The following is a 25942-nucleotide window of genomic DNA, read 5'->3' as shown; positions in this document are numbered from 1 at the left end:
TCGCTCCCACAGGGTATCCTGCACCTTCTGAATACGGACACTTTTACCATGCTGGAGATTTCCAACAACGTGCACCTGCCGGATGCCGAGATCGAGCTGACGGCCATTCGCGCCCAGGGCGCCGGCGGGCAGAACGTCAACAAGGTCTCCAGCGCCATGCACCTGCGCTTCGACATCCCCGCGTCTTCATTGCCCGAGTTCTACAAGGAGCGGCTGCTGGCGCTGCGCGACAGTCGCATCACCAGCGATGGCGTGCTCATCATCAAGGCCCAACAGTACCGCACGCAGGAAGCCAATCGCGCCGATGCGTTGGAGCGCCTTGTCGAGCTGATCCAGAGCGCCACCAAGGTCGAAAAGAAGCGCCGCCCGACCAAGCCGACCCTTGGCTCGAAAAAACGTCGCCTCGAGTCCAAGACCAAACGCGGCAGCATCAAGGCCGGGCGCGGCAAGGTCGACTTCTAGCGGGCGTCCCGTTGATCCCGGTACTTCGGCGCCTGGCTGTACAAATAGATGCTCAGGGCCAGACCGCCAAGGGCGGCAAGCGCGGCGAACAGGAAGATCGAGGCAAAGCCGAACCCTGCGGCGATGGCACCGGCCAATGGCCCGGTGATCCCCAGTGACAGGTCGATAAACAACGAATAAGCGCCCACTGCTGCCCCGCGGCTCGAAGCCGGCACCAGGTTCACGGCTTCCACGCCCAGCGCCGGGAACACCAGGGAGAAGCCAAATCCGCTAAGCGCTGCGCCGGCCAGGGCCCAGTGTGCATCCGGTGCCAGCCACAGCAGCAATAAGCCCAGGGTTTCCACCGACAGGCAGGCGATCGCCACGCGAAAGCCCCCGAGGCGGTTGATCAGGTTGCCGAACAGCAGGCGCGCGCCAATGAAGCTGGCGCCGAACAGGCTCAGGCACAGCACGGCGTTGTTCCAGTTTTGCGTGGCGTAATACAGGGTAATGAAGGTGGCGATGGTGCCAAACCCGATGGAGCCCAACGCCAGGCCACAGCCATGGGGCAGCACTCGCCCCAGCACGTGCATGAACGGCAAGCGCTCGCCGATCACGATCGGCGCGGCGGTCTTTGGCCATGCCAGGGCCAGGCCGATCACCGCCAGCAGCACGATACTCACGCCCATGCTCCACAAGCCCAACTCCCTCACCAGCAGCACACCCAGCGGCGCGCCGACAGCCAGTGCGCCGTAGCTGGCGATGCCGTTCCAGGAGATGACTTTGGCGGTATTCGCCGCACCGACCCGGCCGATGCCCCAGCCGATCGAACCGGAGCCGACCAGGCTTTCGGCGCTGCCGAGCACCAGGCGGCCAATCAACAGGCTGATCAGGCTCACCATCGGCAGGTTTTGGGTCCAGGCTGAAATCAGCATGAACACGCCGCTCAGGCCGCAGCCGGCAAGGCCGTACATGACTGCCAGCTTGCTGCCCTTGTTGTCGATGATCTTGCCGGCGTAGGGTCGGCTGAGCAGGGTGGCCAGGTATTGCACGCTGATCACCAGCCCGGCGATCACGGCACCAAAGCCCAGGTCGCTGTGGACATAGCCCGGCAGTACCGCCAGGGGAATGCCGATGTTCAGGTAGCCGATGAAGGTGAAGAGGACGATGGAGACAACTTGCAGCGTGACCGCCAGGGGGCGCTGGTTTTCAGACATGGGTAAAGGTCCACGGCAAAGCAGGATAGATAGGCTGCTTATGATAGCGGTGGGAGGGCGCGCAGGTCGTGAAAAAGTAAAACTATTTGCCGGGCGGGGTTGAGTTGGTCGTGTCCGGGGCAACCAGTTGCGTCGTGACCAAGGCGGCCAGGGCGTTTTCCTGGGTGCCGAAACGGGCGAGCAGGGCAGCCTGTTTTTCGGCGGAGAGGCGATTCCAGATAGCGATCATTTTCTCGGCGGTGCCGATCAGGACGCTGGCCTGGTTCTCGTTAAAGTCGTCGTTCATGCGCGGCTCAGGGTTCAGGCGGTGTGGAAAGCGCATGTTAGCGCTTTCCACACGGTCTGGCATTGCGGGTGTCTCAGTCTTCGCTGTCAGCCTTGCGACTGTCAGATGCTTCTTTCGGCTCGGGCTGTTGGGCGCCGGCTTGCTGCGTGGTTGTCTGCTCAGTTTCGTGCAGGCTTGGGAAGGGGAGATTAGGGATCTCGTGCATGTTTCGCGCTCCTCGCAAAGTCTGTTGATAGATCTGGTAGATCCGCGCTTTTACAAAGCCTGGGCAGGATACAGCAGGAGAAATGACAATTAGAGTTTTATCTGGGATTTCTGCGACAGATGGCCGCAGGGGGGCGCTCGATCTTGCGATGATTAACTGCAGGAGCTGCGTAAGAGCTGCGTAGGAGCTGCCGAGCCTGCGAGGCTGCGATCTTTTGACGTTGCCCTTCAAAATCAAAAGATCGCAGCCTCGCAGGCTCGACAGCTCCTACAGGGTTGTTTTGCAAACAGGGCTATTTGCAACCAGGGTTACTTGCAGACCTCGGCGATGGCCTCGGCCAGCAGGTCCAGGCGCGTTGCATCGATGCCGGCCACGTTCGCCCGGCCGGTGCCGACCATATAGACGCTGTGGTGGTCACGAAGATTTTTCACCTGCTCCGGCGACAGGCCGGTATAGGAGAACATTCCGCGCTGAACGCCGATGTGGGCAAAACGCTCGCGCAAACCGTGAGGCTCAAGCGCCTCTACCAAACCGCTGCGTAACTGCGCAATGCGCAGGCGCATGGCTTCCACTTCGTCGGCCCACAAGCTTTTCAACTCAGGGTCGCCAAGGATGGTCGCCACCACTGCAGCGCCATGATCCGGCGGTGTCGACCACAGGTTGCGGGCAATGTTGGCCAGTTGGCTGCGTATGTCCACCAGCTTGTCAGCGCTCTGGGCGCAAACAATCAGCGCGCCGGTGCGATCGCGGTACAGGCCGAAGTTCTTCGAGCAGGAACTGGTGATCAGCACTTCCGGCAACTCGGCGGCGAACAGTCGGGTTGACCAGGCATCCTGCTCCAGGCCATCACCAAAACCCTGGTAGGCGAAGTCGATCAGCGGCAGCAGGTCGCGGCTGCGCACGATGTCCAGCACCCGCCGCCAGTCGTCATGGGACAGATCAAAACCGGTCGGGTTGTGGCAGCAGGCGTGCAACAGCACTACGTCGCCCTTGGGCACTTCACGTAGTACCGCCAGCATGGCCTCGACGTCGAGACGGTTATCGCTGCCCACGTACGGGTAATGGCTGACCTTCACCCCGGCTGCCGCGAAAATCGTTTCATGGATCGGCCAGGTCGGGTTGCTCAGCCACACGCCACGGCCCGGCAGGCACTGGGCAATGAAGTCGGCGCTGAGGCGCAATGCCCCGGTGCCGCCTGGGGTCTGCGTGGCCCCCGCGCGCTGCCCGGCGATCAGCGGGGAGTCGGCGCCCAGCACCAGCTCGTTGATCACCTTGCCAAACGCCGGCTCGCCATGACCACCGATATAGGTCTTGGTGGATTGCTTGTCAACCAGTCGCGCCTCGGCGAGTTTCACCGCTTGCGGGATTGGCGTCAGGCCGTGGGCGTCTTTATAGACGCCCACCCCGAGGTCGAATTTGCGCGGGTTGGGATCCTGCGCATACGCCTCCATCAACCCCAGGATCGGATCGCCAGGCACCCGGCCGATCGAGTCGAAATGCATTATTTGCGGCCCTCGGCGTCCTTGGCCACTTCGTCGGTGCGCGCGGCCATGATGAAGTCGTTGCGATGCAGGCCCTTGATGGAGTGGCTCCACCAGGTCACGGTGACTTTGCCCCACTCGGTGAGCAGGCCCGGGTGGTGACCCTCCGCCTCGGAGATTTCACCGACCGCGTTGGTGAACGCCAGCGCATGCTTGAAATTCTTGAACAGGAAGACTTTTTCCAGCTGCATGATGCTGTCGCGAACTTCGATGTTCCAGTCCGGGATCTGCTTGAGCAATACCGGCAATTCTTCGTCGCTGACCTGAGGTGCGCCGGCTTGGCAGGCTTCGCAGTGGGCTTGGTTCAGAGCGTTCATGGTGTATTCCTGAATTCGATTCTTGTTGGAAATTACTATCTTTGCGCGCAAGTCGCGAGCGGGATCTGCTCAGGCCGCTTTTGGCTTGGGCGGAAATTTTGGTGCGTGCAAGCCCATCTGCATGCCTTGCTTGACCATGCCCATAATGTCCTCGTGGGCCAGGTCGAACAGGCGCTTGAGGTTGGGCAGCACGAAGTACAGGGGCTGCAGGATGTCGATGCGGTAAGGCGTGCGCATGCATTCCAGCGGGTCGAAGGCTTGATGTTCAGGCTCATCGGACAGGCAGTAGACGGTTTCTTTCGGTGAAGAAAGGATACCGCCGCCGTAGATGCGCTGGCCCTGGGGCGTGTCGACCAGGCCGAACTCGATGGTCATCCAGTACAGGCGCGCCAGGTACACCCGTTCTTCCTTGGTCGCCTGCAGGCCAAGCTTGCCGTAGGTGTGGGTGAATTCGGCGAACCAGGGGTTGGTCAGCAGCGGGCAGTGGCCAAATATCTCGTGGAAAATATCCGGCTCTTGCAGGTAGTCCAGCTCTTCGCGAGTGCGAATGAAAGTGGCCACCGGGAACTGCTTGTTGGCGAGCAATTCGAAGAAAGTCTGGAAGGGAATCAGCGCTGGCACCCGGGCCACCTGCCAGCCGGTGGTTTCACCGAGCACCTTGTTGATCTCGCCCAGTTGCGGGATGCGGTCGTGGGGCAGACCGAGTTTTTCGATACCGTCCAGGTATTCCTGGCACGCACGACCCTCGATCACTTTCAGTTGGCGAGTGATCAGCGTGTTCCACACCGCGTGTTCTTCGGCGGGGTAATCGATAAAACCTTGCGCATCGGGCTCACGAGCCACGTATTGCGTCTGCTTCATGCTTGCTCTCCTGCTAGGGGAAATTCGTTCTTGTTATGTCCAGCTATGGACTTACAAATACCCCAGGATTTTCGGATGTGCAGCCCCGTGCGCGAGGTGTAGAGAGCAAAAACCAGTGCTTTTCGTAAACTTTTCGTTACGCAATGGCAGTTGTGTCGTGGCTGTTGAGTTTTCTGGTTTGAAAAGCGCCGTGGGTGTCACATAATCTTTACGACTATCTGAGCGTCGCAGCAAAAAACCGCTCCTGCGGCCACCGCAATCCCCCTGTGGGAGCGGGTCGAGCTTGGCATGATTTCCTTAACCGCTTTTTGAGCCTTTATATGCGTATCAAAGTCCACTGCCAGAACCGCATCGGCATCCTGCGCGACATCCTCAACCTGCTGGTGGAGTACGGGATCAACGTCGCGCGTGGCGAAGTCGGGGGTGAGCACGGTAATGCGATCTACCTGCACTGCCCGAACCTCATCAACCTGCAGTTCCAGGCGCTGCGGGCGAAGTTCGAATCGATCCCCGGGGTGTTTGGCGTCAAGCGCGTAGGGCTGATGCCCAGCGAGCGCCGGCACATGGAGCTCAATGCGCTGCTCGGCGCGCTGGAGTTTCCGGTGCTGTCGATCGATATGGGCGGTTCGATCGTCGCGGCCAACCGGGCCGCCGCACAGCTGCTCGGTGTGCGGGTGGACGAGGTGCCGGGCATCCCGTTGTCCCGTTACGCCGAGGATTTCGACCTGCCGGAACTGGTACGTGCCAACAAGTCGCGGATCAACGGGCTGCGGGTCAAGGTCAAGGGCGACGTGTTCCTGGCCGACATCGCGCCATTGCAATCGGAGCATGACGACAGCGAGGCCATGGCCGGCGCGGTATTGACGCTGCATCGCGCGGATCGGGTAGGTGAACGCATCTACAACGTGCGCAAGCAGGAACTGCGGGGGTTCGACAGCATTTTCCAGAGCTCGAAGGTGATGGCCGCCGTGGTCCGCGAAGCCCGGCGCATGGCGCCCCTGGACGCACCGTTGTTGATAGAAGGCGAAACCGGCACCGGCAAGGAGTTGCTGGCGCGGGCCTGCCACCTGGCAAGTCCCCGCGGCCAGTCGCCGTTGATGGCGCTCAACTGTGCGGGGCTGCCGGAGTCCATGGCCGAGACCGAATTGTTCGGCTACGGCCCTGGCGCATTCGAAGGCGCCCGTGCCGAAGGCAAGCTCGGGCTGCTGGAGCTGACTGCCGGCGGTACGCTGTTTCTCGATGGTGTCGGTGAAATGAGCCCGCGCTTGCAGGTGAAATTGCTGCGCTTCCTGCAGGACGGATGCTTTCGTCGGGTAGGCAGTGATGAAGAGGTGTACCTCGATGTGCGGGTGATCTGTGCGACCCAGGTCGACCTGTCGGAGCTGTGCGCTCGCGGGGAGTTCCGCCAGGATCTGTACCACCGCCTGAACGTCTTGTCGTTGCACATCCCGCCACTGCGCGAATGCCTGGACGGCTTGACGCCCCTGGTCGAGCACTTCCTGGACCAGGCCAGCCGGCAGATCGGTTGTCCGCTGCCGAAACTGGCGCCGGCGGCGATGGAGCGGCTCAGTCATTACCATTGGCCGGGCAACGTTCGGCAATTGGAGAATGTACTGTTCCAGGCGGTGTCCTTGTGCGAAGGCGGCACGGTCAAGGCCGAGCACATCCGCCTGCCGGACTACGGCGTGCGTCAGCCGCTTGGCGATTTTTCTCTGGAAGGCGGGCTGGACGAGATTGTCGGGCGCTTCGAGAAGGCGGTGCTGGAGCGTCTGTATTCAGAACATCCGAGCAGCCGGCAGTTGGGTAAACGCCTGGGGGTTTCGCATACCACCATTGCCAACAAGCTGCGTGAGTATGAGGTGGGCAAGGACAGCAGCACTTAAAGTCAAAAGATCGCAGCCTCGTTTCACTCGGCAGCCCCTACGGGGATCAGGTATTCATGTAGGAGCTGCCGAGTGAAACGAGGCTGCGATCTTTCGCTCTATTGCCGCGAAGCGGCACAACACCGCCGGTTTTTCGACTTCACCCCATTCCTTCACTCCTCTCCAAACCCCTCAAGCCCCCTGTTTGCCGGGCCCCGCGCCGCCAGAAAATAGTTGGTCTGCAAATTGCTTATGGCTCAGCAGTACAGCGGTGGGCGGCAAACGTCCGGCATGCAGAGGAAAGAGTGTGGATAAGTACCTTTATGTAGCTATGACCGGCGCCAGCCAGAATGCACTGGCGCAGAAGGCTCATGCGAACAACCTCGCGAACATCTCCACCAACGGTTTCCAGAAAGACCTGGAGCAGGCGCGCTCGATGCCGGTGTTTGGTGACAGCTTTCCGGCGCGTGCGTTTGCCATGTCCGAGCGTCCGGCCACCGACTTCTCCGCAGGTTCGCTGGTGGAAACCGGCCGCGACCTCGACGTTGCCGTACAGGGCAATGGCTGGATTGCCGTGCAGAACCCCGATGGCGGTGAAAGCTATGTGCGCACCGGCAGCCTCAACGTCGACGCCCTGGGCGTATTGCGCGCCGGCAATGGTATGCCGGTGATGGGCAATGGCGGGCCGATTGCCGTGCCGCCCGAGCAACAGATCGAGGTGGGCGAGGATGGCACCATCAGCATTCGGGCGATGGGCGAAGGCCCGCGCGTGATGGCCGAAGTCGACCGCATCAAGCTGGTCAACCCTGACTTCCGGAACATGACCAAAGGCCTGGACGGTTCGATCCACACCAAGGACGGTCAGCCGGCGCAGGCGGATGCCAACGTCAAGCTGGTGTCCGGTTTCCTCGAGTCGAGCAACGTCAACGCCGTGGAAGAAATGACCTCGGTGCTGGCCCTGGCCAAGCAGTTCGAATTGCACATCAAGATGATGAACACCGCCAAAGAAGACGACCAGGCCATGGCTCGGGTCTTGCAGATCAGCTAATTACCAGAACGTCGCGCCGTAAAACAGGCGCACGAGGAGAATCGAATGCTTCCGGCTCTATGGGTTGCCAAAACCGGTCTGTCCGCCCAGGACACCAACCTGACCACCATTTCCAACAACCTGGCGAACGTGTCGACCACGGGTTTTAAACGTGATCGCGCCGAGTTCCAGGACCTGCTGTATCAGATCAAGCGTCAGCCTGGCGCCCAGTCGACCCAGGACAGCGAATTGCCGTCGGGTCTGCAAGTGGGTACTGGTGTGCGCATCGTCGGCACCCAGAAAAACTTCACCGCCGGCAGCCTGCAAACCACCGAGCAGCCGCTGGACATGGCCATCGACGGTCGCGGTTTCTTCCAGATCCTGCAGCCGGATGGCACCACGTCCTACACCCGTGACGGTACTTTCCACCTGGACTCCAACGGCCAGATCGTCAATGCCAGCGGCTTCGCCCTGGAGCCGGCCATTGTCATCCCGAACGACGCCCAGACCTTCACGGTCGGCCGTGACGGTACCGTGTCGGTCACCGTTCCCGGCAACGCCGCTTCCCAGGTGATCGGCAACCTGCAGACCGCCGACTTCATCAACCCGGCCGGCCTGCAAGCCGTGGGCAACAACCTGTTCCTGGAAACGGCCGCCAGCGGCGCGCCGCAGGTTGGCACCCCGGGCCTCGCCGGTTTTGGTACCACGCTGCAGAACACCCTGGAAACCTCCAACGTCAGCACCGTTGAGGAGATGGTCAACATGATCACCACCCAGCGCGCCTACGAGATGAACTCCAAGGTGATCTCCACCGCCGACCAGATGCTCTCGTTCGTAACGCAGAATCTGTAATCAAGAATATGGGGCGGCCACGCGGTCGCCTGCAACACCGTGAGGTAGGGTCATGAATCGCTTCGTATCTGTTCTGGCACTGAGTGGCATCACCGCACTCGCGGGCTGTGTCGCGCCTGCGCCGCGGCCCAATGACCCTTACTACGCCCCGGTGTTGCCGCGCACACCACTGCCGGCTGCCGCCAACAATGGCTCGATCTACCAGGCCGGCTTCGAACAGAACCTGTACAGCGACCGCAAGGCGTATCGCGTCGGTGACATCATCACCATCACGCTGAACGAGCGCACCCAGGCCAGCAAGAACGCCAACTCCCAGGTGGGCAAGACCAGCAAGACCGACATCGGCCTGAGCTCATTTTTCGGTGGTGGCCTGAACACCAACAACCCGGTCGGTGGCGGTGACCTGAGCCTGGACGTCGGTTATTCCGGCGACCGTGCGACCAAGGGCGACAGCAAGTCCGGGCAGAGCAACAGCCTGACCGGCTCCATCACCGTGACCGTCGCCGACGTATTGCCCAACGGCATCATCGCCGTACGCGGCGAGAAGTGGCTGACCCTCAACACCGGCGATGAGCTGGTGCGCATCGCCGGCATGGTCCGCGCCGATGACATCGCCACCGACAACACCGTGTCGTCGACCCGGGTTGCCGATGCACGTATTACCTACTCGGGCACCGGTGCCTTTGCCGATGCGAGTCAGCCAGGCTGGTTCGACCGTTTCTTCCTCAGCCCGCTGTTTCCTTTCTAGGTGGCTATCAAGTTGAGCATGTTGAACTTCAAACGCCTGATGGTGGCCGCCCTGATGCTCTCGGCTGCGTTCAGCGCGCAAGCCGAGCGGCTCAAGGACATCGCCAGTATTTCTGGCGTGCGTTCCAACCAACTGATCGGCTACGGCCTGGTGGTCGGGCTTAGCGGCACCGGCGACCAGACGACGCAGACCCCGTTCACCCTGCAGACCTTCAACAACATGCTCTCGCAGTTCGGCATCAAGGTGCCGCCGGGTTCGGGCAACGTGCAGTTGAAAAACGTCGCGGCCGTGTCGATCAGTGCCGACTTGCCGGCGTTCGCCAAGCCGGGTCAGCAGATTGACATCACCGTAGCGTCCATCGGCAACTCCAAGAGCCTGCGCGGCGGTACCTTGCTGCTGACGCCGCTCAAAGGTATTGACGGTAACGTCTACGCGATCGCCCAGGGTAACCTGGTGGTCGGCGGTTTTGATGCCGAGGGCCGCGACGGTTCGAAGATCACCGTCAACGTCCCGTCGGCGGGGCGCATTCCCGGTGGTGCATCGGTCGAGCGGGCGGTGCCGAGTGGTTTCAACCAGGGCAACAGCCTGACCCTGAACCTCAACCGTTCGGACTTCACCACCGCCAAGCGCATCGTCGACAAGATCAACAACATGCTCGGCCCGGGCGTGGCCCAGGCCATCGACGGCGGCTCGATCCGCGTCAGTGCGCCACTGGACCCGAGCCAGCGCGTGGACTACCTGTCGATCATCGAGAACCTCGAAGTCGATCCGGGCCAGGCGGTGGCCAAAGTCATCATCAACTCGCGCACCGGCACCATCGTGATCGGCCAGAACGTGAAAGTGTCCCCGGCCGCCGTGACCCACGGCAGCCTGACCGTGACCATCACCGAAGACCCGATCGTCAGCCAGCCGGGCCCGCTGTCCAATGGCCAGACGGCCGTGGTGCCACGCTCGCGGGTCAACGCCCAGCAGGAAGCCAAGCCGATGTTCAAGTTCGGCCCGGGCACCACCCTCGACGAAATCGTGCGAGCGGTGAACCAGGTCGGCGCCGCACCGGGTGACTTGATGGCCATCCTCGAAGCACTGAAACAGGCCGGCGCACTGCAAGCCGACCTGATCGTGATCTGAGGACTGCGCCCATGGATATGTACAAGAGCGGTGTGGTCAGCAGCAGCGATTCGGGGTCCTACTCGGACTTGAATCGCCTCAACCAGCTCAAGGTCGGCGACAAGAACAGCGACGCGAACATGCGCAAAGTGGCGCAGGAATTCGAGTCGCTGTTCCTCGGTGAAATGCTCAAGTCCATGCGCTCGGCCACCAATGCGCTGGGCCAGGACAACCCGCTCAACACCGCCGAAGCCAAGCAGTACCAGGAAATGTACGACCAGCAGCTGGCCGTTTCCATGTCCCGCGAAGGCGGCGGTATCGGCCTGGCCGATGTGTTGATGCGTCAGATGTCGAAGAACAAACCCATGGCCCCGGGTGAAGCGGCGGCAGCGTCCGCCGCCAAGCAAGCCGAGGCCAAAGCCGCCGTGGAAACGCCAATTGCCGCCGGCACGGCTGCCACCCACGGACCCTTGTCGCGCCTCAATGGCCAGCGCCCGTTGTGGGCGTCGCGATCGATCCATGCACCGCAGGCAGCAGGCGAGGGCGCGCATCGCAATGACATGGCGCTGATCAACCAGCGCCGCCTGGCGTTGCCGCCGAAGCTCGCAGACCGCCTGCTCGCCGGCCTGGTGCCATCGGCCGCGATCCCGGCTGCGACTGCGACGACAGCGGCCACCGCACTCAGCAAAATCGACGTACCCACGATCAGCCCGACCGGTTCCGGCTCGCTGTACAACGGCGACTGGCTGACCGCCCAAACCGAAGCACCGGCCAGCGGTCGCCTGCAGGTCTACGGCCGGGCCATGGCGCAGATCCCGCTGGCACCGCCAAAGAAAGCCTTCAGCTCCGCCGACGAATTCGTCAACGCCATGCTGCCCATGGCCAAGGAAGCCGCCGACCGCATCGGCGTCGATCCGCGTTACCTGGTGGCCCAGGCCGCCCTCGAAACCGGCTGGGGCAAATCGGTCATGCGCGCCCAGGATGGCAGCAGCAGCCACAACCTGTTCGGCATCAAGGCCAGCAGCAACTGGAAGGGCGATTCAGCCCGGGCCATCACCAGCGAATTCAGAAACGGCGAGATGGTCAAGGAGACGGCGCAGTTCCGTTCCTACGACTCCTACAAGGACAGCTTCCACGACCTCGTGACGCTGCTGCAATCCAACAATCGCTATCAAGATGTTGTGAAGTCTGCCGATAACCCCGAACAATTTGTACGCGAGTTGCAGAAGGCCGGCTACGCAACCGACCCGAACTACGCCAGCAAGATTTCGCAAATAGCCAGGCAGATGACGAGTTATCAGAACTACGCTGCGGCGGGCGTTTCCACTACGCCTTTATAGGCACAAGGTATAAGGTCTGAACCATGAGTTTGCTCAATATCGGGATGTCGGGTCTCAACGCCAGTCAGGTGTCGTTGGCGACTGTCGGCAATAACATTGCCAACGCCAACACCGCCGGCTATTCACGCCAGCAGACCATTCAGACCAGCAATGCCTCGAACCTCAATGGCGGGGTGTTCATCGGCAGCGGCACGACCCTGGCGGATGTGCGTCGGGTATATAACGCCTATCTCGATCAGCAGCTGCAGACCAGCACTTCGCTGAGCAACGATGCCAACTCCTACCTTGAGCAGGTGAACCCGCTCGACAAGCTGTTCTCGGACAAAACCACCGGCATCAGTGCGGTGCTGAGCAGCTTCTTTGCTGCCGTGCAGACCTCGGCCGCCACGCCCAGCGACACAGCTGCGCGGCAGTTGCTGCTGACCAATGCGCAGACCCTGAGCAACCGCTTCAACGCGTTGTCGTCGCAGATGCAGCAGCAAAACGAAGGCATCAACAGCCAGCTGACCACCATGACCGAAAAGGTCAATCAGCTGACGGCCTCCATCGCCTCGCTGAACCAGCAGATTTCCCAGGCCGGCAGCTCGAACGGCAGCGGCCCGAACAACTTGCTCGATGCGCGTAACGAAGCCGTGCGCACACTCAATGAACTGGTCGGCGTGACCGTCCAGGAACAGAACGGCAGCTACAACGTATCCCTCGGTACCGGCCAGTCGCTGGTGTTGGGCAACACGTCCAACACCCTGACGACCGCCCGCACCGGCATCGACAAGAACCAGGTAACTATCCAGGTCAAATCGCCGTCTTCAGTGAGCGATGTGACCTCTGTCGTCAGCGGCGGCAAGATCGGCGGACTGCTGCGCTACCGCGACGACGTGCTGGTGCCGGCAATGAACGACCTGGGCCGCACCGCCATCGTGGTCGCCGACAAGATCAACCGCCAGCTGGGCCAGGGCCTCGACGCCAATGGCGAATTTGGCGCATCGCTGTTCTCCAGCATCAACAGTGCCGCAGCGATCAGCCAGCGCAGTCTCGCCGCCTCGAGCAACAGCGCGGGCTCGGGCAATCTCGACGTCACCATCACTAACACCAGTGCGTTGACCGCCTTCGATTACGAAGTGACGTTCACCGCTGCGGACAAGTACACGGTCAAGCGCTCCGACGGCAAAAGCATGGGCAGTTTTGATCTGAACCCGGCGGCCGAGATCGATGGGTTCAAGCTCAATCTCAACGGCGCTGCCCTGAGTGCGGGCGATACCTTCAAGGTGATCCCGACCCGCACCGGTGCCAGCAACATCACCACCCAGATGACCGACTCCAACAAGCTGGCCTTTGCCGGCGCCCTGGTCGCGACCAGCAACACCGGCAACGGCGGCACTGGCGCCTTGACCGCGCCCGCGCTGACCGTGCCGATGGATATCTATGCCGGCGCTGACCTGGCCGACCTGCAGGCCGGGATCAAGAATTCCATGCCGGTGACCCTGACCTTCAAGGACGCTGTCGGCGGCAGCCAGGGCTACGAAGTGTTCAACGCCAAAGGCCAGAGCATTGGCATCGGCACCATCGTGCCGGGGCAGGGCAACGACCTGACGATCAACGTGCCGATGCTCGACGCGACAGGCACAGCGATCCCGGGCAAATCGTTTTCCTTCAACACCACGGTCAGCGGCTCACCGTCGAAGAACGACAAGTACGAAGTCGCCTTCAACGTCGACGGCAAGAAAGACAACCGCAACGCCAACGAATTGTTGGGCCTGCAAACCAAGGCCACGGTCGGCGTCAGCGGCGGCAACGCCGGCATGAGCATGACCACCGCCTACAGCCGCCTGGTGGAACAGGTCGGCGCCAAGGCCAGCCAGGCCCTGGGTGACAGCACCGCCAGCGGGGCGATCCTGGCCCGCGCCAAGTCCGAAGTCGCCTCCGTGTCCCAGGTTAACCTGGACGACGAGGCCGCCGACCTGGTCAAGTTCCAGCAGTACTACACCGCGTCGTCGCAGATTATCAAGGCCGCGCAAGAAACCTTCAGCACGCTGATCAACAGTCTTTAAGGGAGTCTTCGACGATGCGAATTTCTACAGCCCAGTACTTTGAGACGAGTGCGGCCAAGTACCAGAACAACTTCTCCTCGATTGTGAAGACTCAGGAGCAGATCACTTCGGGCGTGCGTATTCAAAGTGCCGGTGATGATCCTGTCGGGGCTGCGCAGTTGTTGATGTTGCAGCAGCAGAAGGCGATGCTGGGGCAATACAGTACCAATATGGGCAGCATCAAGAGTTCGCTGTCTAACCAGGAGAGCGTCCTTGAAAGCCTGAATACCTCGATACAGCGCGGTCGCGAACTGGCGCTGCAGGCCGGCAACGGTGGCTACAGCGATGCTGATCGAAAGTCGATTGCCAGCGAAATCGGTGAGATCGAAGAGCAAGTATTGGGCCTGCTCAATAGCAAGGACCCGTCCGGCAACTACATGTTCTCCGGCTCGAAAACCCTGACTCCCCCCTATGTGCGTAACAACGATGGCACCTACTCTTATCAGGGTGATGACAACCAGTTGAGCTTGCAAGTCTCTGACATTTTGTCGATTGCGACCAACGACACCGGTAAGAGCGTCCTCGAGTCGGCCACGAACTCAGGTCGCACCCAGGCGGTACTCGATCCTTCCAAGCCTAATGACGGTACGGTTTCAGTGTCGGCAGGCCTGATGAAATCGAATGCGGCCTACACCAAGAACTTTGCTGCAGGCGAGCCTTACGAACTGAAGTTCGTCGACAGTACTCACTACACCATCGCTGATAAGGATGGTAACGACGTGACCACCGAAGTGTCCGGCAATGGCACTTTCGATGCGAGCAAGCAGGGTGGCTCGACCATCAATTTGCGCGGAGTGGAGTTCGACATCACGCTGCGACTAAAGGCGCCTATCGATCCGGTGACCACGTTGCCGATGACGCCTGATGAAGAAGTGAAGGATCACATTTTTTCGCTGGGCACCAAACCTGACAGCTTTAACTCTTCACGCACGCCGAGTAATACCTCGACTGCTCAGATCACCGGTTCTGGCGTCTCCAGCCAATCTGACTACGTCAACGGATTTCCTAACAGCGGCGTGGTGGTCAAATTCACCGATGCAACAAACTACGAAGTCTTTGCCCAGCCAATGGGCTCGGACAGCAAGCCAATCGGTGCTGGGGTGCTGGCTGCGGGCTCGATCACTGTAGCGGGGGTCAAGCTCGACTTCACCGGCGCCCCGGCAGCAGACGATCAATTCGTAGTAGGTGCCAGCAGCCATAAAACTCAGAGTGCACTGGATACATTGAGTCAGTTGCGCCAGGCGCTCGAAACACCTGCCGACGGCAATGATCTGGCTCAGATCAAGCTCAAGGACGCGGTGAATGCGGCAATCAGTAACCTGTCCAACTCCAGCGAGCAGATCGACAACGTTCGCGGGTCGATTGGGGCTCGATTGGGTGCGATTGACATCCAGAGCGCCGAAAACACCAGCATCGGTCTGGTAAACACCAGTACCCAGGCCGCCATTGGCGATACTGACGTGGCAACAGCATCTATCGACCTGGCCTTCCAGCAATCCTTGCTGCAAGCCTCCCAGCTGGCGTTCGTGAAAATCGCTCAATTGAGCCTGTTCAACAAGCTGTAACCCTCCTTGATTACCGGCACCCCAGGGTGCCGGCGATGCCTCGTTGACGCTCTTGTCTCCCTTCGTTTGATCTTTTTTACCCTCCAGTCGGCGGTTGATCGCCTGTTTGTGACTGGATGTTTGGTATAAGCCACGCATAATGCGTGACCTGCGAGTCATAAAGCGCATCTTCACTGTATTGTGTAAAAAAGGATGGGCAGGGGGCTGACCCTTGTCGGGCGTGTTTTCCGGATTGGCGGAGCGCCTGCGCCGTATTTTTTCACTCGGCGAAGTCCAGTATTGTCAGTACCTCTCGGTCTTGCGAGCGGTGATCTCCAGCTATTTAGTATTGGGAAGCCACAATGATTGGCATAAAAAGCATTGCCAGCTACGTGCCAGCGAGTGGGCTGGATAACTATGCTCAGGGTGCGAAGTTCGAAAAGGATGAAGAATTCATCCTTGGAAAAATCGGCTCGGCGTTCCTGCCGCGCAAGGACGCTGCCCAGGAAACCTCCGACCTGTGTGTCGAGGCCGCCAACGCGTTGTTCGCCAATAATCCGCAGCTCGATCGTCAAGCCATCGACGTATTGATCGTCGTCACCCAGAACGGTGACGAAGAAGGGCTGCCGCACACTTCCGCGATCGTCCAGGACAAGCTCGGCCTGTCGACTAACGTCGCAGCCTTCGACATCTCCCTTGGGTGCTCGGGTTATGTCTATGGCATCTACGCCATCAAGGGCTTCATGGAAGCTACAGGCCTGAAGAATGGCCTGCTGATCACCGCCGACCCGTATTCGAAGATCGTCGACCCTGAAGACCGCAACACCACCATGCTGTTCGGCGACGCCGCCACGGCCACCTGGATGGGTGAAGATGCAGCCTGGCAGCTCGGCAAAGCCAAGTTCGGCACCGACGGCTCCGGTGCTCCGCACCTGAAAGTCACCGACGGCGTGTTCTATATGAACGGCCGGCAGGTGTTCAACTTTGCCCTGCTCAAGGTGCCGGCGCATCTGCACGAGCTGCTCGATGAGTCTGGCCTGGTATCCCAGGACATCGATGCGTTCTGCATCCACCAGGGCAGTGCGGCCATCGTCGACGCTGTGGCCCGTCGTTTCGAAGGCGAGCCGGAGAAGTTCATCAAGGACATGGTCGAGACCGGCAACACCGTGTCGTCGAGCATTCCGCTGCTGCTGGAAAAGCACATGTTCGACTCCAGCTGGAAGCGCGTAGCGATCAGTGGTTTCGGTGTGGGTCTTTCCTGGGGTTCGGCAATTATTCACCGCCCCTGACGCGCCAGTTAAATAACGCCAAAAAAACGCCCATGGCCGCGAGGTCATGGGCGTTTTTGCTTTCTGGCGTGTCGATGTAAGCGCTTGAATCGCAAGGAGTGGCACGGTGCTAGTAAAAAAAATCAAAAAAGCGCTCAAGCAACCTGCTTTTACGACGATAACTATTACGAAGGTTCTCTAGGCCACACCCGGCGGTTGCCAGGGCCGGAAGCCGCAGCACCCAACCAACGAGGAATTCGTCATGTCTTTATCTGTTAATACCAACATCACCTCCCTGGGCGTTCAGAAAAACCTGAACAAGGCTTCCGATGCTCTGAGCACCTCGATGAGCCGTCTGTCTTCCGGCCTGAAAATCAACAGCGCTAAAGACGACGCTGCCGGCCTGCAGATCGCTAACCGTCTGACCAGCCAGATCAATGGTCTGAACGTTGCCGTGAAAAACGCCAACGACGGTATCTCCATCGCCCAGACTGCTGAAGGCGCGATGCAAGAATCCACCAACATCCTGCAGCGTATGCGTGAACTGGCTCTGCAATCGGCGAACGGTTCGAACAGCGATGACGACCGTACTTCCCTGAACCAGGAATTCACCGCACTGTCGGGTGAACTGAACCGTATCTCCAACACCACCACCTTCGGTGGCAAGAACCTGCTGGACGGTTCGTTCCAGAACACCAGCTTCCAGGTAGGCTCCAGCGCTAACGAAACCATTTCGTTCGGCATGGGTAACCTGAGCGCTTCGGGTCTGAAGGGTTCTTACAGCAGCGCCTCAGTCACTGGCGGCAACATGTCTGCCATGGCTGCTAGCGTACAAGGTACAACCACTACGCTCGCATCGACTACCGTAACGGGTGTTGCCGGTTCTGGCTACATCCCAACCGGTGATGAGAAGCTAAGTATAAACGGCGTTGATATTACGCTTACCGCAGCCATGGACGACAATACCAAGGTGGCAGCTGCTATCACTTCGCAGTTAACCACTGCTGGTGTAACAGGTTTTACTGTCACGGCAACTGGCGCTGATGCACTTAATATCGTAAATGCTTCTGGTCCTGTTTCTATCGCTGGTGCTGACGCCGGCAAATTCGGTCTGACCACTGGCACCACCAGCAACAATACTGTTGCTGCATCCACTGTTCCAAAAGCCGGCAGCATCAACGTTAACGGCACTGACCTAGTTATCGGCTCTGGCGATAGCATCACGTCTATTCTGGGCCAAATCAAAGGTGTGGCTGGTATTGGTAGTGCGACTATCACCAACGGCCAAATCTCCATCACGTCTAAAGACGGTACGGCGCTGACTCTGGCAGACAGTGCTGGTTCGACTAACAGCGGTTCGCTTTCGATGTTGGGCCTGAAAAGCGGTACTTCCGACGTTAAGATGTCCGCTGATTCTTCGCTGAAAATCGGAAGCACTGAAATCAAGATCACCAAGGGTAGCGATCTTGACTCTGTTATTTCCTCGATCAACAGCGCCAGTGCTGGCGCGACTGCAACCAAGACCGCCGATGGGAAGATTCAGCTGAGCGGCAAGGCTGACATCGTAATCTCGGCCGGTACCACTGGCTCGTTGGGTGATCTGGGCCTGACTGCCGGCGTTACCAATGCCAGCACAACCCAAACCACCGTTGGCGACCTGGACATCCTGTCCGCTGCCGGTTCCCAGCAATCGGTACAAGCTCTGGACGCTGCCATCCAGCAGATCGACAGCCAGCGCGCCGCACTGGGTGCCGTTCAAAACCGTTTCGACAGCACCGTAGCCAACCTGCAAAGCATCGCCCAGAACTCCACCGCTGCCCGCGGTCGCGTTCAGGATGCTGACTTCGCTTCCGAAACTGCCGAGCTGACCAAGCAACAAACCCTGCAACAGGCTTCCACCGCGATCCTGTCCCAGGCTAACCAGCTGCCGTCCGCTGTACTGAAACTGCTTCAGTAATTCCAGCGTCTGGTGATTGAAATGGAAGGGCGCGTCTAACGCGCCCTTTTGTTCATTCCGTTGGTTTCTCATGTGAGGAGATGGTAATGGACATGAGTGTCACGTTGAATCAAGCCCCGCCCGTGAATCCGGTGCAAGGGACAGTCAGCGCAAAACCGTCGGCGCAATCTGTCGATGTGAGCACAGTTACAAAAGTGGAACAGCCCAAGCGGGCAGAATTGGAAAAAGCAGTGACCGAGATCCGCGACTTTGTGCAATCGACCAAGCGCAATCTGGATTTCTCCATCGATGATTCGACGGGTCGAGTCGTGGTCAAGGTCATTGCTACAGAGAGCGGTGAAGTCATTCGCCAGCTACCTTCAGAAGCAGCATTAAAACTGGCAGCGAGCCTGCACGACGCCAGCAGCCTTTTGTTCGACGAAAGAGCCTGATCTGGCACGGGTTTTGATGCTGGCTGTTAAAGGTTAATCGCTCGTCAAGAACATGGCGACCGTCCGGGAAGGAGAAGAAACATGGCAAGTTCAACCGTCAGTGGCATTGGGTCAGGGATTGATACCCAGAAAATTGTCACCGCTTTGGTCGAAGCCGAAAAAGCGCCCAAACAAGCCCAGATCGACAAGCAGACCGCTTCCACCAGCACCACGCTGTCGGGTCTGTCGATCATCAAGAGCGCGCTGGACACCTACCGGGCAGCGATTGCCAAACTCAATACAGCCACCGCATTCGGCAGCATTTCCGGTGCGTCTTCGGATGAGAAAATCGCCAAGACCACGGTCAACGATGCCGCTACCAACGGTAGCTACGCACTTGAAGTGACCAAGCTGGCCACGGCCTCGAAGGTCTCCACGGCTGTGTTTGCCGGTGGCGCTTCGAGCGTAGTGAACAGCGGGACGCAGGCAACCACCCTGACCATTTCCCAATCGGGTAATGATTACGGTGTGATCATTGAGCCGGGTGCCACGCTGCAGGAAACCCGTGACGCGATCAACGAACAGCTTAAATCGAAGAACATCAGTGCCAACATTCTGACCGACGCCAACGGGTCTCGTTTGGTCTTGAGTTCGAACACCACCGGCAAAGGTACTGAGCTGACCCTCAGCGGTGCCGAGGAGCTGACCAAGGATTACGTGGTCACCACTGTTCCGCAGAATGCCGAGTACACACTTGATAATGTGAAATTGGAGTCTGCTTCCAACTCCATTTCCTCGGTGGTGAGCGGTGTTAACCTGGAGTTGATCACAGCAGGCAAGTCCACGATTACGGTGTCGAGCAGCACCGCGCAGCTGAAAACGTCTGCCCAGGCTTTCGTTTCGGCCTACAACGCGCTGATGACTGCCATCAATACACAAACCAAGGTGACTGCTACGGCGACCGCGACTGGCGGTGCGACAACGACTGCTGGAGCCCTGACCGGTGATGCGACCATGCGCAGCTTGGTGTCGTCAGTGCGCAATGAGCTGGTTTCCGCTGAAGCTGGGTCAGGCAACAGCGGCCTGAGCATGCTCTCGCAACTGGGCATCAACACTGACAAAAGCACGGGGTTGTTGACCCTTGACGATGCCAAATGGGACAAGGGCGTGAAAGCATTTGGTCCCCAGGTTGTCGAGCTGTTTACCGGCAAGACTGGGCTGATCAGTCGCATGACCAGCGCGACCGATGCGTTTGCAAAATCCGACGGAGTCCTGGCTCAGCGCCAGACCAGCCTGACTGAATCCCTGGATTCGCTCAAGGTCGATCAGGAAAGCCTGACACGCCGCATAGCGACCTTGCAGACCACGTTGACCGCCAAGTACACCGCGATGGATACCCTGGTTGCCCAGTTGAACGCGAGCTCCAAGAGCATCATGACCACGCTCAACGCGCTGAACAAAGTCAACGCCGACTGATGATTGCCTGACCGACAACCCGGACTCCTGTGCTCAGGCGCTCCGGGGTTTTTTTGTCTGGCGCGCCGCTCCAAGACTAAAGTTCTGCCGGCTTGGGTCGATAAAAAGTCATGGTAGATAATTGACCGTTTACAGTTTTTCAAGGAATCGAACATGAACCCTATGAGAGCCCTACGCCAGTATCAGAGCGTTAACTCGCACGCGCAGACTTCCGAGGCTAGCCCGCACCGCCTGGTGCAGATGCTGATGCAAGGCGGCCTTGATCGTATTGCCCAGGCAAAGGGCGCGCTGGAGCGCAACGATACTGCTGGCAAGGGCCTGTGCATCGGCAAGGCCGTGGCGATCATCGGTGGTTTGCGTGAGGGCCTGGACCCAGAGAAATCGCCAACGCCTTTGGCAGATCTCGACAGTCTTTACGACTACATGATGCGTCGCCTGACGGAGGCGAACATCAAAAGCGATCCGCTCATTCTCGATGAGGTCGCCGGGTTGCTCAGCAACATCAAGGAAGGATGGGATGCCATCGCGCCCTGATGGTCTTCGCTTTAATTCTCGAGGAACAACGCCATGAGTCAAGCATTGCAACGGATTGAACAAACCCGCGAAGCGCTCATCGATGCGCTGGCCGAGCGTGATTGGGATGCGATTGGCGAGCTGGATACGGCCTGCCGGGAATGCGTCGACGAGGTGCTCAGCGAAGCGCCAGTCGACGAGGAGGCGGTGCGGACCAATCTGGAAAGCCTGCTGGCGGTGTACAAGGATTTATTATCGGCGACGATGGGCGAGCGTCAGGCGATAGTAGACGAGATGTCGCAGATCACCCAAGCGAAGAGTGCGGCGAAGGTTTACCATCTGTTTGGCTAATTAATCCCCGGTTAATCCAGACATCTGCGCCATATATTTGACTATGCACGGTTTTTTGACTTAACTAGTGGCTGTTTACTGATTTCAGGCGTCTCATAGGCTTAACAGGTCTGCAAGCGTCTAGCTTGCCCACTCATTTCGGGCATCGAGTTGACTAGGGAAGTTGCTATTGCATGTGGCGTGAAACCAAAATTCTGCTGATTGATGACGATAGCGTCCGCCGCCGCGACCTGGCGGTGATTCTTAATTTTCTCGGTGAAGAAAATTTGCCCTGCGGAAGCCATGACTGGCAGCAGGCTGTGGGCTCTCTATCGTCTAGTCGTGAAGTGATCTGTGTCCTTATCGGGACGGTCAATGCTCCTGGTGCACTTTTGGGCTTGCTTAAGACACTCTCAACCTGGGATGAGTTCCTTCCGGTTTTGTTGATGGGCGATAATTCTGCCAGCGACTTGCCTGATGACCAGCGTCGACGCGTGCTGTCGACCCTGGAAATGCCGCCCAGCTACAGCAAATTGCTCGACTCCCTGCACCGTGCCCAGGTCTATCGCGAGATGTACGACCAGGCCCGCGAGCGCGGTCGGCATCGCGAACCCAATCTGTTCCGCAGCCTCGTCGGCACCAGCCGGGCGATCCAGCATGTGCGCCAGATGATGCAGCAGGTGGCTGACACCGACGCCAGCGTGCTGATCCTTGGCGAGTCGGGCACCGGCAAGGAAGTGGTGGCGCGCAACCTGCACTACCACTCCAAGCGTCGTGACGCGCCGTTCGTGCCGGTCAACTGCGGGGCGATCCCGGCCGAGTTGCTGGAAAGCGAATTGTTCGGCCACGAGAAGGGCGCGTTCACCGGGGCGATCACCAGTCGTGCCGGTCGCTTTGAGCTGGCTAATGGCGGCACGCTGTTCCTCGACGAAATCGGCGACATGCCGCTGCCGATGCAGGTCAAGCTGCTGCGCGTGCTGCAGGAACGCACCTTTGAGCGCGTGGGTAGCAACAAGACCCAGAGCGCCGATGTGCGCATCATTGCCGCGACCCACAAGAACCTCGAAAGCATGATCGAGATCGGCACCTTCCGCGAAGACCTCTACTATCGCCTGAACGTGTTCCCGATCGAGATGGCGCCGCTGCGTGAGCGCGTCGAAGACATCCCGCTGCTGATGAACGAACTGATCTCGCGCATGGAGCACGAGAAGCGCGGTTCGATCCGTTTCAACTCGGCGGCGATCATGTCGCTGTGTCGTCACGGCTGGCCGGGCAACGTCCGCGAGCTGGCCAACCTGGTGGAGCGCATGGCGATCATGCATCCGTACGGGGTGATCGGCGTGGTCGAGTTGCCGAAGAAATTCCGTTACGTCGACGACGAAGACGAGCAACTGGTCGACAGCCTGCGCAGCGACCTGGAAGAGCGGGTGGCCATCAACGGCCATACCCCGGACTTCTCCGCCAATGCCCTGCTGCCGCCGGAAGGCCTGGACCTCAAGGACTACCTCGGTGGCCTGGAACAGGGGCTGATCCAGCAGGCGCTGGATGATGCCAATGGCATCGTGGCGCGCGCCGCTGAACGCTTGCGTATTCGTCGAACCACCCTGGTGGAGAAGATGCGCAAGTACGGCATGAGCCGGCGTGATGGTGATGAACAGGCAGATGATTGACGCCTGTTTTTCAAGTCATTCATTTATATGCGGTTTTTTTTAGGCACGGGTATTGCTACATCCCTCGCAACGTTCCGTTTAACTGACGGTCAGCCAAGCGAGAGTGCCCGATGCCCCAAGCCGCCCAGATGTCTCCTGTCCCTGATGCTTCGGGGCCGCTGTCGTCCGTAGAGCAGGCCAGCCGGCTGGGCCTTGAGCAGTCGTTTGCCCTGTTCAACCAGATGTCGAGCCAGTTGACTGACTCCTACAGCATGCTCGAAGCCCGGGTGACCGAGCTCAAGGGCGAGCTGGAAGTGGTCAGCGCCCAGCGCATGCAGGAACTGGCGGAAAAAGAACGCCTGGCCAACCGCCTGCAAAACCTCCTTGATCTGTTGCCCGGTGGCGTGATTGTCATCGACGCCCAGGGCATCGTGCGCGAAGCCAATCCTGCGGCCTGTGAGTTACTTGGCCTGCCTCTGGAAGGCGAGTTGTGGCGCCAGGTGATTGCCCGCTGCTTTGCGCCGCGTGAGGACGATGGGCATGAAATCTCCCTCAAGGACGGTCGGCGCCTGTCGATCTCGACCCGCTCGCTGGATGCCGAGCCGGGCCAGTTGGTGCTGCTCAACGACCTGACTGAAACCCGTCACCTGCAGGACCAGTTGGCCCGGCATGAGCGCCTCTCGTCCCTGGGGCGGATGGTCGCGTCCCTGGCGCATCAGATCCGCACGCCGCTGTCCGCCGCCTTGCTTTACGCCAGTCACCTGACCGAACAGGCGCTGCCCGTCGCCACGCAGCAGCGCTTTGCCGGGCGTTTGAAAGAGCGGCTGCACGAGCTGGAGCATCAGGTGCGCGACATGCTGATTTTCGCCCGAGGCGAACTGCCGCTGACCGACCGAATCACCGCCAAAATGCTCATGCAGTCGCTTCAGGCGGCGGCCCAGGCGCATGTGCAGGGTCTGCCGATTCGCTGGCAATGCGACAGCCATGCCGGTGAGTTGCTGTGCAACCGCGACACCCTGGTGGGGGCGATCCTCAACCTGATCGAGAATGCCATCCAGGCCAGCGCCACGGACCTGCGATTGAAGGTGCATCTCTATGCCCGGGGCAACCACCTGCGGGTGGCGATCAGCGACAGTGGCAGCGGCATCGATCCCGCGGTGCTGGCGCGTCTGGGCGAACCTTTTTTTACCACCAAGGCCACCGGAACGGGCCTGGGCCTGACCGTGGTCAAGGCGGTCGCCCGTGCGCATCAGGGAGAATTGCTGCTGCGCTCGCGGCCCGGTCGCGGCACGTGCGCGCAGGTGATCCTGCCACTGTTTTCCAATGAACACCCCCCCTGCAGGAGCGAGCTCGCTCGCGAAAAACGAGAGAGCACCGCGGAGACTCTGGTCCCCGCCGCAATCGAAAACGTCCATCGCAAGCAGGGAGCGAAGTAACCCAAATGCCAATCAAGGTTCTGCTGGTCGAGGATGACCGGGCTCTGCGCGAAGCGCTGGCCGATACCCTGCTGCTCGCGGGGCACGATTACGTCGCCGTCGGCTCGGCAGAAGAGGCCCTGACGGCCGTCACCAAGGATGCGTTCAACCTGGTGCTCAGCGACGTCAACATGCCGGGCATGGATGGTCATCAACTGTTGAGCCTGTTGCGTGCGCGGCAGCCGCAGCTGCCTGTGTTGCTGATGACGGCCCACGGTGCGGTCGAGCGTGCGGTGGATGCCATGCGCCAGGGCGCGGTGGACTATCTGGTCAAGCCGTTCGAGCCCAAGGCGCTGCTGGATTTGCTGGCGCGGCACGCCTTGGGCAGTGTCCCAGCCGAGGGCGAGGGGCCGATTGCGTTCGAGCCGGCCAGCGCCCAGCTGCTGGACCTGGCCGCTCGCGTGGCCCGCAGTGATTCCACCGTGCTGATTTCCGGCGAGTCCGGAACCGGCAAGGAAGTGCTGGCGCGCTACATCCATCAACACTCCCATCGGGCTACCCAGCCGTTTATTGCAATCAATTGCGCGGCGATCCCCGACAACATGCTCGAGGCCACGTTGTTTGGCCACGAAAAGGGCTCGTTCACCGGCGCGATTGCCGCGCAGGCGGGCAAGTTCGAGCAGGCGGATGGCGGCACTATCCTGCTCGATGAGATATCCGAGATGCCCATGGGGCTGCAGGCCAAGCTTCTGCGGGTGTTGCAGGAACGCGAGGTCGAGCGGGTGGGTGCGCGCAAGCCGATCTCCCTGGACATCCGGGTGGTCGCCACCACTAACCGCGACCTGGCTGCGGAAGTGGCGGCGGGGCGCTTCAGGGAGGATCTGTACTATCGACTGTCGGTGTTCCCGCTGGCCTGGCGCCCGTTGCGCGAACGGACCGCCGACATTCTGCCGTTGGCTGAGCGTCTGCTGGCCAAACACGTCAATAAAATGAAGCATGCGGCGGCCAGGCTTTCGCCAGAAGCGCAGGCGTGCCTGATCGCTTATCCGTGGCCGGGGAATGTGCGCGAGCTGGATAACGCCATCCAGCGGGCGTTGATCCTGCAGCAGGGCGGGTTGATCCAGCCTCAGGATTTCTGCCTGGCCGGGCCGGTTGCCTGTGCGCCGTTGCCGGCATTGGCGGCGCCGCTGCCCCTGGTCGAGGCCGAGTCCGCCGGGGCGCTGGGGGATGATCTGCGCCGACGCGAGTTCCAGATGATCATCGACACCCTGCGCACCGAACGCGGCCGGCGCAAGGAAGCCGCCGAACGCCTGGGCATCAGCCCGCGCACCCTGCGCTACAAACTGGCGCAGATGCGCGATGCCGGGATGGACGTGGAAGCTTACCTGTTCGCCACCTGATCCCAGAGAACCTGATTTGTGATCAGTGCCCACATAGCTGGCACCCTTGTTGCTACCACCTGTATACCCGCCGAGTGAGCGTCAAAAAA

At 60.1% G+C, this 25942-nt stretch carries 23 protein-coding genes and 1 pseudogene; 18 read left to right on the top strand and 6 right to left on the bottom strand.

The features are described 5' to 3' along the window. Nucleotides 1-48 precede the first annotated feature (48 nt). Complete coding sequence (gene arfB, locus AAEZ05_RS10740; protein WP_045058867.1) at nucleotides 49-462, top strand: alternative ribosome rescue aminoacyl-tRNA hydrolase ArfB; 414 nt, start codon at nucleotides 49-51, stop codon at nucleotides 460-462. On the opposite strand, the gene AAEZ05_RS10735 is transcribed toward arfB, so the two are convergent. The 6 genes from AAEZ05_RS10735 to phhA form a co-directional block, all read right to left on the bottom strand. Further along, the gene (locus AAEZ05_RS10735; RefSeq protein WP_045058868.1) at nucleotides 459-1658 is read right to left on the bottom strand and encodes an MFS transporter; all 1200 of its coding nucleotides are present in this window, start codon (nucleotides 1656-1658) and stop codon (nucleotides 459-461) included. The genes arfB and AAEZ05_RS10735 overlap by 4 nt on opposite strands. Nucleotides 1659-1740: 82 nt before the next feature. After that, nucleotides 1741-1980, bottom strand: a complete 240-nt coding sequence (locus AAEZ05_RS10730; protein WP_082069154.1) for a hypothetical protein — start codon at nucleotides 1978-1980, stop codon at nucleotides 1741-1743. Between the two features lie 37 nt (nucleotides 1981-2017). After that, the gene (locus AAEZ05_RS10725) at nucleotides 2018-2149 is read right to left on the bottom strand and encodes a hypothetical protein (protein WP_263868325.1); all 132 of its coding nucleotides are present in this window, start codon (nucleotides 2147-2149) and stop codon (nucleotides 2018-2020) included. A gap of 308 nt (nucleotides 2150-2457) precedes the next feature. Then, on the bottom strand, nucleotides 2458-3651 hold the full coding sequence (locus AAEZ05_RS10720) for an amino acid aminotransferase (protein ID WP_045058869.1): 1194 nt from the start codon (nucleotides 3649-3651) through the stop codon (nucleotides 2458-2460). Next, complete coding sequence (locus AAEZ05_RS10715; protein WP_045058870.1) at nucleotides 3651-4007, bottom strand: 4a-hydroxytetrahydrobiopterin dehydratase; 357 nt, start codon at nucleotides 4005-4007, stop codon at nucleotides 3651-3653. The genes AAEZ05_RS10720 and AAEZ05_RS10715 overlap by 1 nt, the downstream gene beginning before the upstream one ends. A 69-nt stretch (nucleotides 4008-4076) precedes the next feature. Then, on the bottom strand, nucleotides 4077-4892 hold the full coding sequence (gene phhA / locus AAEZ05_RS10710; RefSeq protein ID WP_350647424.1) for a phenylalanine 4-monooxygenase: 816 nt from the start codon (nucleotides 4890-4892) through the stop codon (nucleotides 4077-4079). Between the two features lie 296 nt (nucleotides 4893-5188). Here phhA and AAEZ05_RS10705 point away from each other — a divergent pair, with 296 nt between their 5' ends. The 17 genes and pseudogenes from AAEZ05_RS10705 to AAEZ05_RS10625 all read left to right on the top strand — a co-directional run bounded on the left by AAEZ05_RS10705 (nucleotide 5189) and on the right by AAEZ05_RS10625 (nucleotide 25853). Then, nucleotides 5189-6751, top strand: coding sequence for a sigma-54-dependent phenylalanine hydroxylase transcriptional regulator PhhR (locus tag AAEZ05_RS10705; RefSeq protein WP_045058872.1), 1563 nt, complete (start codon nucleotides 5189-5191; stop codon nucleotides 6749-6751). A 286-nt stretch (nucleotides 6752-7037) separates the two neighbouring features. After that, nucleotides 7038-7778: a flagellar basal body rod protein FlgF gene (locus tag AAEZ05_RS10700; RefSeq protein ID WP_045058873.1), complete on the top strand. Its 741-nt coding sequence runs from the start codon at nucleotides 7038-7040 to the stop codon at nucleotides 7776-7778. 45 nt (nucleotides 7779-7823) lie between these two features. Next, nucleotides 7824-8609 carry a flagellar basal-body rod protein FlgG gene (gene flgG / locus AAEZ05_RS10695; RefSeq protein ID WP_045058874.1) on the top strand — a complete coding sequence of 262 codons (786 nt, stop codon included), beginning with the start codon at nucleotides 7824-7826 and terminating at the stop codon, nucleotides 8607-8609. A gap of 52 nt (nucleotides 8610-8661) precedes the next feature. Next, complete coding sequence (flgH, locus tag AAEZ05_RS10690) at nucleotides 8662-9357, top strand: flagellar basal body L-ring protein FlgH (protein WP_045058875.1); 696 nt, start codon at nucleotides 8662-8664, stop codon at nucleotides 9355-9357. A gap of 18 nt (nucleotides 9358-9375) precedes the next feature. Further along, nucleotides 9376-10485 (top strand): flagellar basal body P-ring protein FlgI, encoded by a 1110-nt coding sequence (locus tag AAEZ05_RS10685; RefSeq protein WP_045058876.1) that lies wholly within the window; start codon nucleotides 9376-9378, stop codon nucleotides 10483-10485. A gap of 11 nt (nucleotides 10486-10496) precedes the next feature. Beyond that, nucleotides 10497-11804 carry a flagellar assembly peptidoglycan hydrolase FlgJ gene (gene flgJ / locus AAEZ05_RS10680; protein WP_350647304.1) on the top strand — a complete coding sequence of 436 codons (1308 nt, stop codon included), beginning with the start codon at nucleotides 10497-10499 and terminating at the stop codon, nucleotides 11802-11804. A 23-nt stretch (nucleotides 11805-11827) separates the two neighbouring features. Continuing rightward, nucleotides 11828-13852 carry a flagellar hook-associated protein FlgK gene (gene flgK, locus AAEZ05_RS10675; RefSeq protein WP_350647302.1) on the top strand — a complete coding sequence of 675 codons (2025 nt, stop codon included), beginning with the start codon at nucleotides 11828-11830 and terminating at the stop codon, nucleotides 13850-13852. A gap of 14 nt (nucleotides 13853-13866) precedes the next feature. Then, nucleotides 13867-15456, top strand: coding sequence for a flagellar hook-associated protein 3 (locus AAEZ05_RS10670; RefSeq protein WP_350647300.1), 1590 nt, complete (start codon nucleotides 13867-13869; stop codon nucleotides 15454-15456). A 341-nt stretch (nucleotides 15457-15797) separates the two neighbouring features. Next, a complete protein-coding gene (locus tag AAEZ05_RS10665; RefSeq protein WP_045058880.1) occupies nucleotides 15798-16724 on the top strand; it encodes a ketoacyl-ACP synthase III in 927 nt (308 codons plus the stop codon). A 241-nt stretch (nucleotides 16725-16965) separates the two neighbouring features. Beyond that, on the top strand, nucleotides 16966-18660 hold the full coding sequence (locus AAEZ05_RS10660) for a flagellin N-terminal helical domain-containing protein (protein ID WP_350647297.1): 1695 nt from the start codon (nucleotides 16966-16968) through the stop codon (nucleotides 18658-18660). An 86-nt stretch (nucleotides 18661-18746) separates the two neighbouring features. Next, entirely contained in the window at nucleotides 18747-19091 is a 345-nt protein-coding gene (locus AAEZ05_RS10655) for a flagellar protein FlaG (RefSeq protein WP_350647295.1), read from the top strand. An 81-nt stretch (nucleotides 19092-19172) separates the two neighbouring features. Next, complete coding sequence (gene fliD, locus AAEZ05_RS10650) at nucleotides 19173-20546, top strand: flagellar filament capping protein FliD (protein ID WP_045058883.1); 1374 nt, start codon at nucleotides 19173-19175, stop codon at nucleotides 20544-20546. Between the two features lie 153 nt (nucleotides 20547-20699). Beyond that, nucleotides 20700-21080 (top strand): flagellar export chaperone FliS, encoded by a 381-nt coding sequence (gene fliS, locus AAEZ05_RS10645; RefSeq protein ID WP_045058884.1) that lies wholly within the window; start codon nucleotides 20700-20702, stop codon nucleotides 21078-21080. A gap of 33 nt (nucleotides 21081-21113) precedes the next feature. Beyond that, nucleotides 21114-21410, top strand: a complete 297-nt coding sequence (gene fliT, locus AAEZ05_RS10640; protein WP_350647293.1) for a flagellar protein FliT — start codon at nucleotides 21114-21116, stop codon at nucleotides 21408-21410. Nucleotides 21411-21583: 173 nt separating this feature from the next. After that, the gene (locus AAEZ05_RS10635; RefSeq protein WP_045058886.1) at nucleotides 21584-23059 is read left to right on the top strand and encodes a sigma-54 dependent transcriptional regulator; all 1476 of its coding nucleotides are present in this window, start codon (nucleotides 21584-21586) and stop codon (nucleotides 23057-23059) included. 128 nt (nucleotides 23060-23187) lie between these two features. After that, nucleotides 23188-24354 (top strand): annotated as a pseudogene (locus AAEZ05_RS10630) (sensor histidine kinase); the annotation flags it as partial. Nucleotides 24355-24479: 125 nt separating this feature from the next. Further along, nucleotides 24480-25853, top strand: a complete 1374-nt coding sequence (locus AAEZ05_RS10625; protein ID WP_205891939.1) for a sigma-54-dependent transcriptional regulator — start codon at nucleotides 24480-24482, stop codon at nucleotides 25851-25853. The last annotated feature ends 89 nt before the right edge of the window (nucleotides 25854-25942 follow it).

Origin of the sequence: Pseudomonas sp. HY13-MNA-CIBAN-0226 (assembly GCF_040310305.1) — a bacterium.
GTDB lineage: Bacteria > Pseudomonadota > Gammaproteobacteria > Pseudomonadales > Pseudomonadaceae > Aquipseudomonas > Aquipseudomonas gregormendelii.
Note: the sequence above shows the minus strand (reverse complement) of the source record. Positions and strands in the feature narration are given on the sequence as shown.

What these genes read in the sequence shown, in the direction of transcription:
- AAEZ05_RS10670 (WP_350647300.1), top strand. Translation starts at nt 13,867, where the DNA reads ATGCGAATTTCTACAGCCCAGTACTTTGAGACGAGTGCGGCCAAGTAC.
- AAEZ05_RS10655 (WP_350647295.1), top strand. Translation starts at nt 18,747, where the DNA reads ATGGACATGAGTGTCACGTTGAATCAAGCCCCGCCCGTGAATCCGGTG.
- fliS (WP_045058884.1), top strand. Translation starts at nt 20,700, where the DNA reads ATGAACCCTATGAGAGCCCTACGCCAGTATCAGAGCGTTAACTCGCAC.
- AAEZ05_RS10705 (WP_045058872.1), top strand. Translation starts at nt 5,189, where the DNA reads ATGCGTATCAAAGTCCACTGCCAGAACCGCATCGGCATCCTGCGCGAC.
- AAEZ05_RS10720 (WP_045058869.1), bottom strand. Translation starts at nt 3,651, where the DNA reads ATGCATTTCGACTCGATCGGCCGGGTGCCTGGCGATCCGATCCTGGGG.
- AAEZ05_RS10685 (WP_045058876.1), top strand. Translation starts at nt 9,376, where the DNA reads ATGTTGAACTTCAAACGCCTGATGGTGGCCGCCCTGATGCTCTCGGCT.
- AAEZ05_RS10725 (WP_263868325.1), bottom strand. Translation starts at nt 2,149, where the DNA reads ATGCACGAGATCCCTAATCTCCCCTTCCCAAGCCTGCACGAAACTGAG.
- flgH (WP_045058875.1), top strand. Translation starts at nt 8,662, where the DNA reads ATGAATCGCTTCGTATCTGTTCTGGCACTGAGTGGCATCACCGCACTC.
- arfB (WP_045058867.1), top strand. Translation starts at nt 49, where the DNA reads ATGCTGGAGATTTCCAACAACGTGCACCTGCCGGATGCCGAGATCGAG.
- AAEZ05_RS10660 (WP_350647297.1), top strand. Translation starts at nt 16,966, where the DNA reads ATGTCTTTATCTGTTAATACCAACATCACCTCCCTGGGCGTTCAGAAA.
- AAEZ05_RS10665 (WP_045058880.1), top strand. Translation starts at nt 15,798, where the DNA reads ATGATTGGCATAAAAAGCATTGCCAGCTACGTGCCAGCGAGTGGGCTG.
- AAEZ05_RS10735 (WP_045058868.1), bottom strand. Translation starts at nt 1,658, where the DNA reads ATGTCTGAAAACCAGCGCCCCCTGGCGGTCACGCTGCAAGTTGTCTCC.
- fliT (WP_350647293.1), top strand. Translation starts at nt 21,114, where the DNA reads ATGAGTCAAGCATTGCAACGGATTGAACAAACCCGCGAAGCGCTCATC.
- AAEZ05_RS10730 (WP_082069154.1), bottom strand. Translation starts at nt 1,980, where the DNA reads ATGCGCTTTCCACACCGCCTGAACCCTGAGCCGCGCATGAACGACGAC.
- fliD (WP_045058883.1), top strand. Translation starts at nt 19,173, where the DNA reads ATGGCAAGTTCAACCGTCAGTGGCATTGGGTCAGGGATTGATACCCAG.
- AAEZ05_RS10625 (WP_205891939.1), top strand. Translation starts at nt 24,480, where the DNA reads ATGCCAATCAAGGTTCTGCTGGTCGAGGATGACCGGGCTCTGCGCGAA.
- flgK (WP_350647302.1), top strand. Translation starts at nt 11,828, where the DNA reads ATGAGTTTGCTCAATATCGGGATGTCGGGTCTCAACGCCAGTCAGGTG.
- flgG (WP_045058874.1), top strand. Translation starts at nt 7,824, where the DNA reads ATGCTTCCGGCTCTATGGGTTGCCAAAACCGGTCTGTCCGCCCAGGAC.
- AAEZ05_RS10635 (WP_045058886.1), top strand. Translation starts at nt 21,584, where the DNA reads ATGTGGCGTGAAACCAAAATTCTGCTGATTGATGACGATAGCGTCCGC.
- flgJ (WP_350647304.1), top strand. Translation starts at nt 10,497, where the DNA reads ATGGATATGTACAAGAGCGGTGTGGTCAGCAGCAGCGATTCGGGGTCC.
- AAEZ05_RS10715 (WP_045058870.1), bottom strand. Translation starts at nt 4,007, where the DNA reads ATGAACGCTCTGAACCAAGCCCACTGCGAAGCCTGCCAAGCCGGCGCA.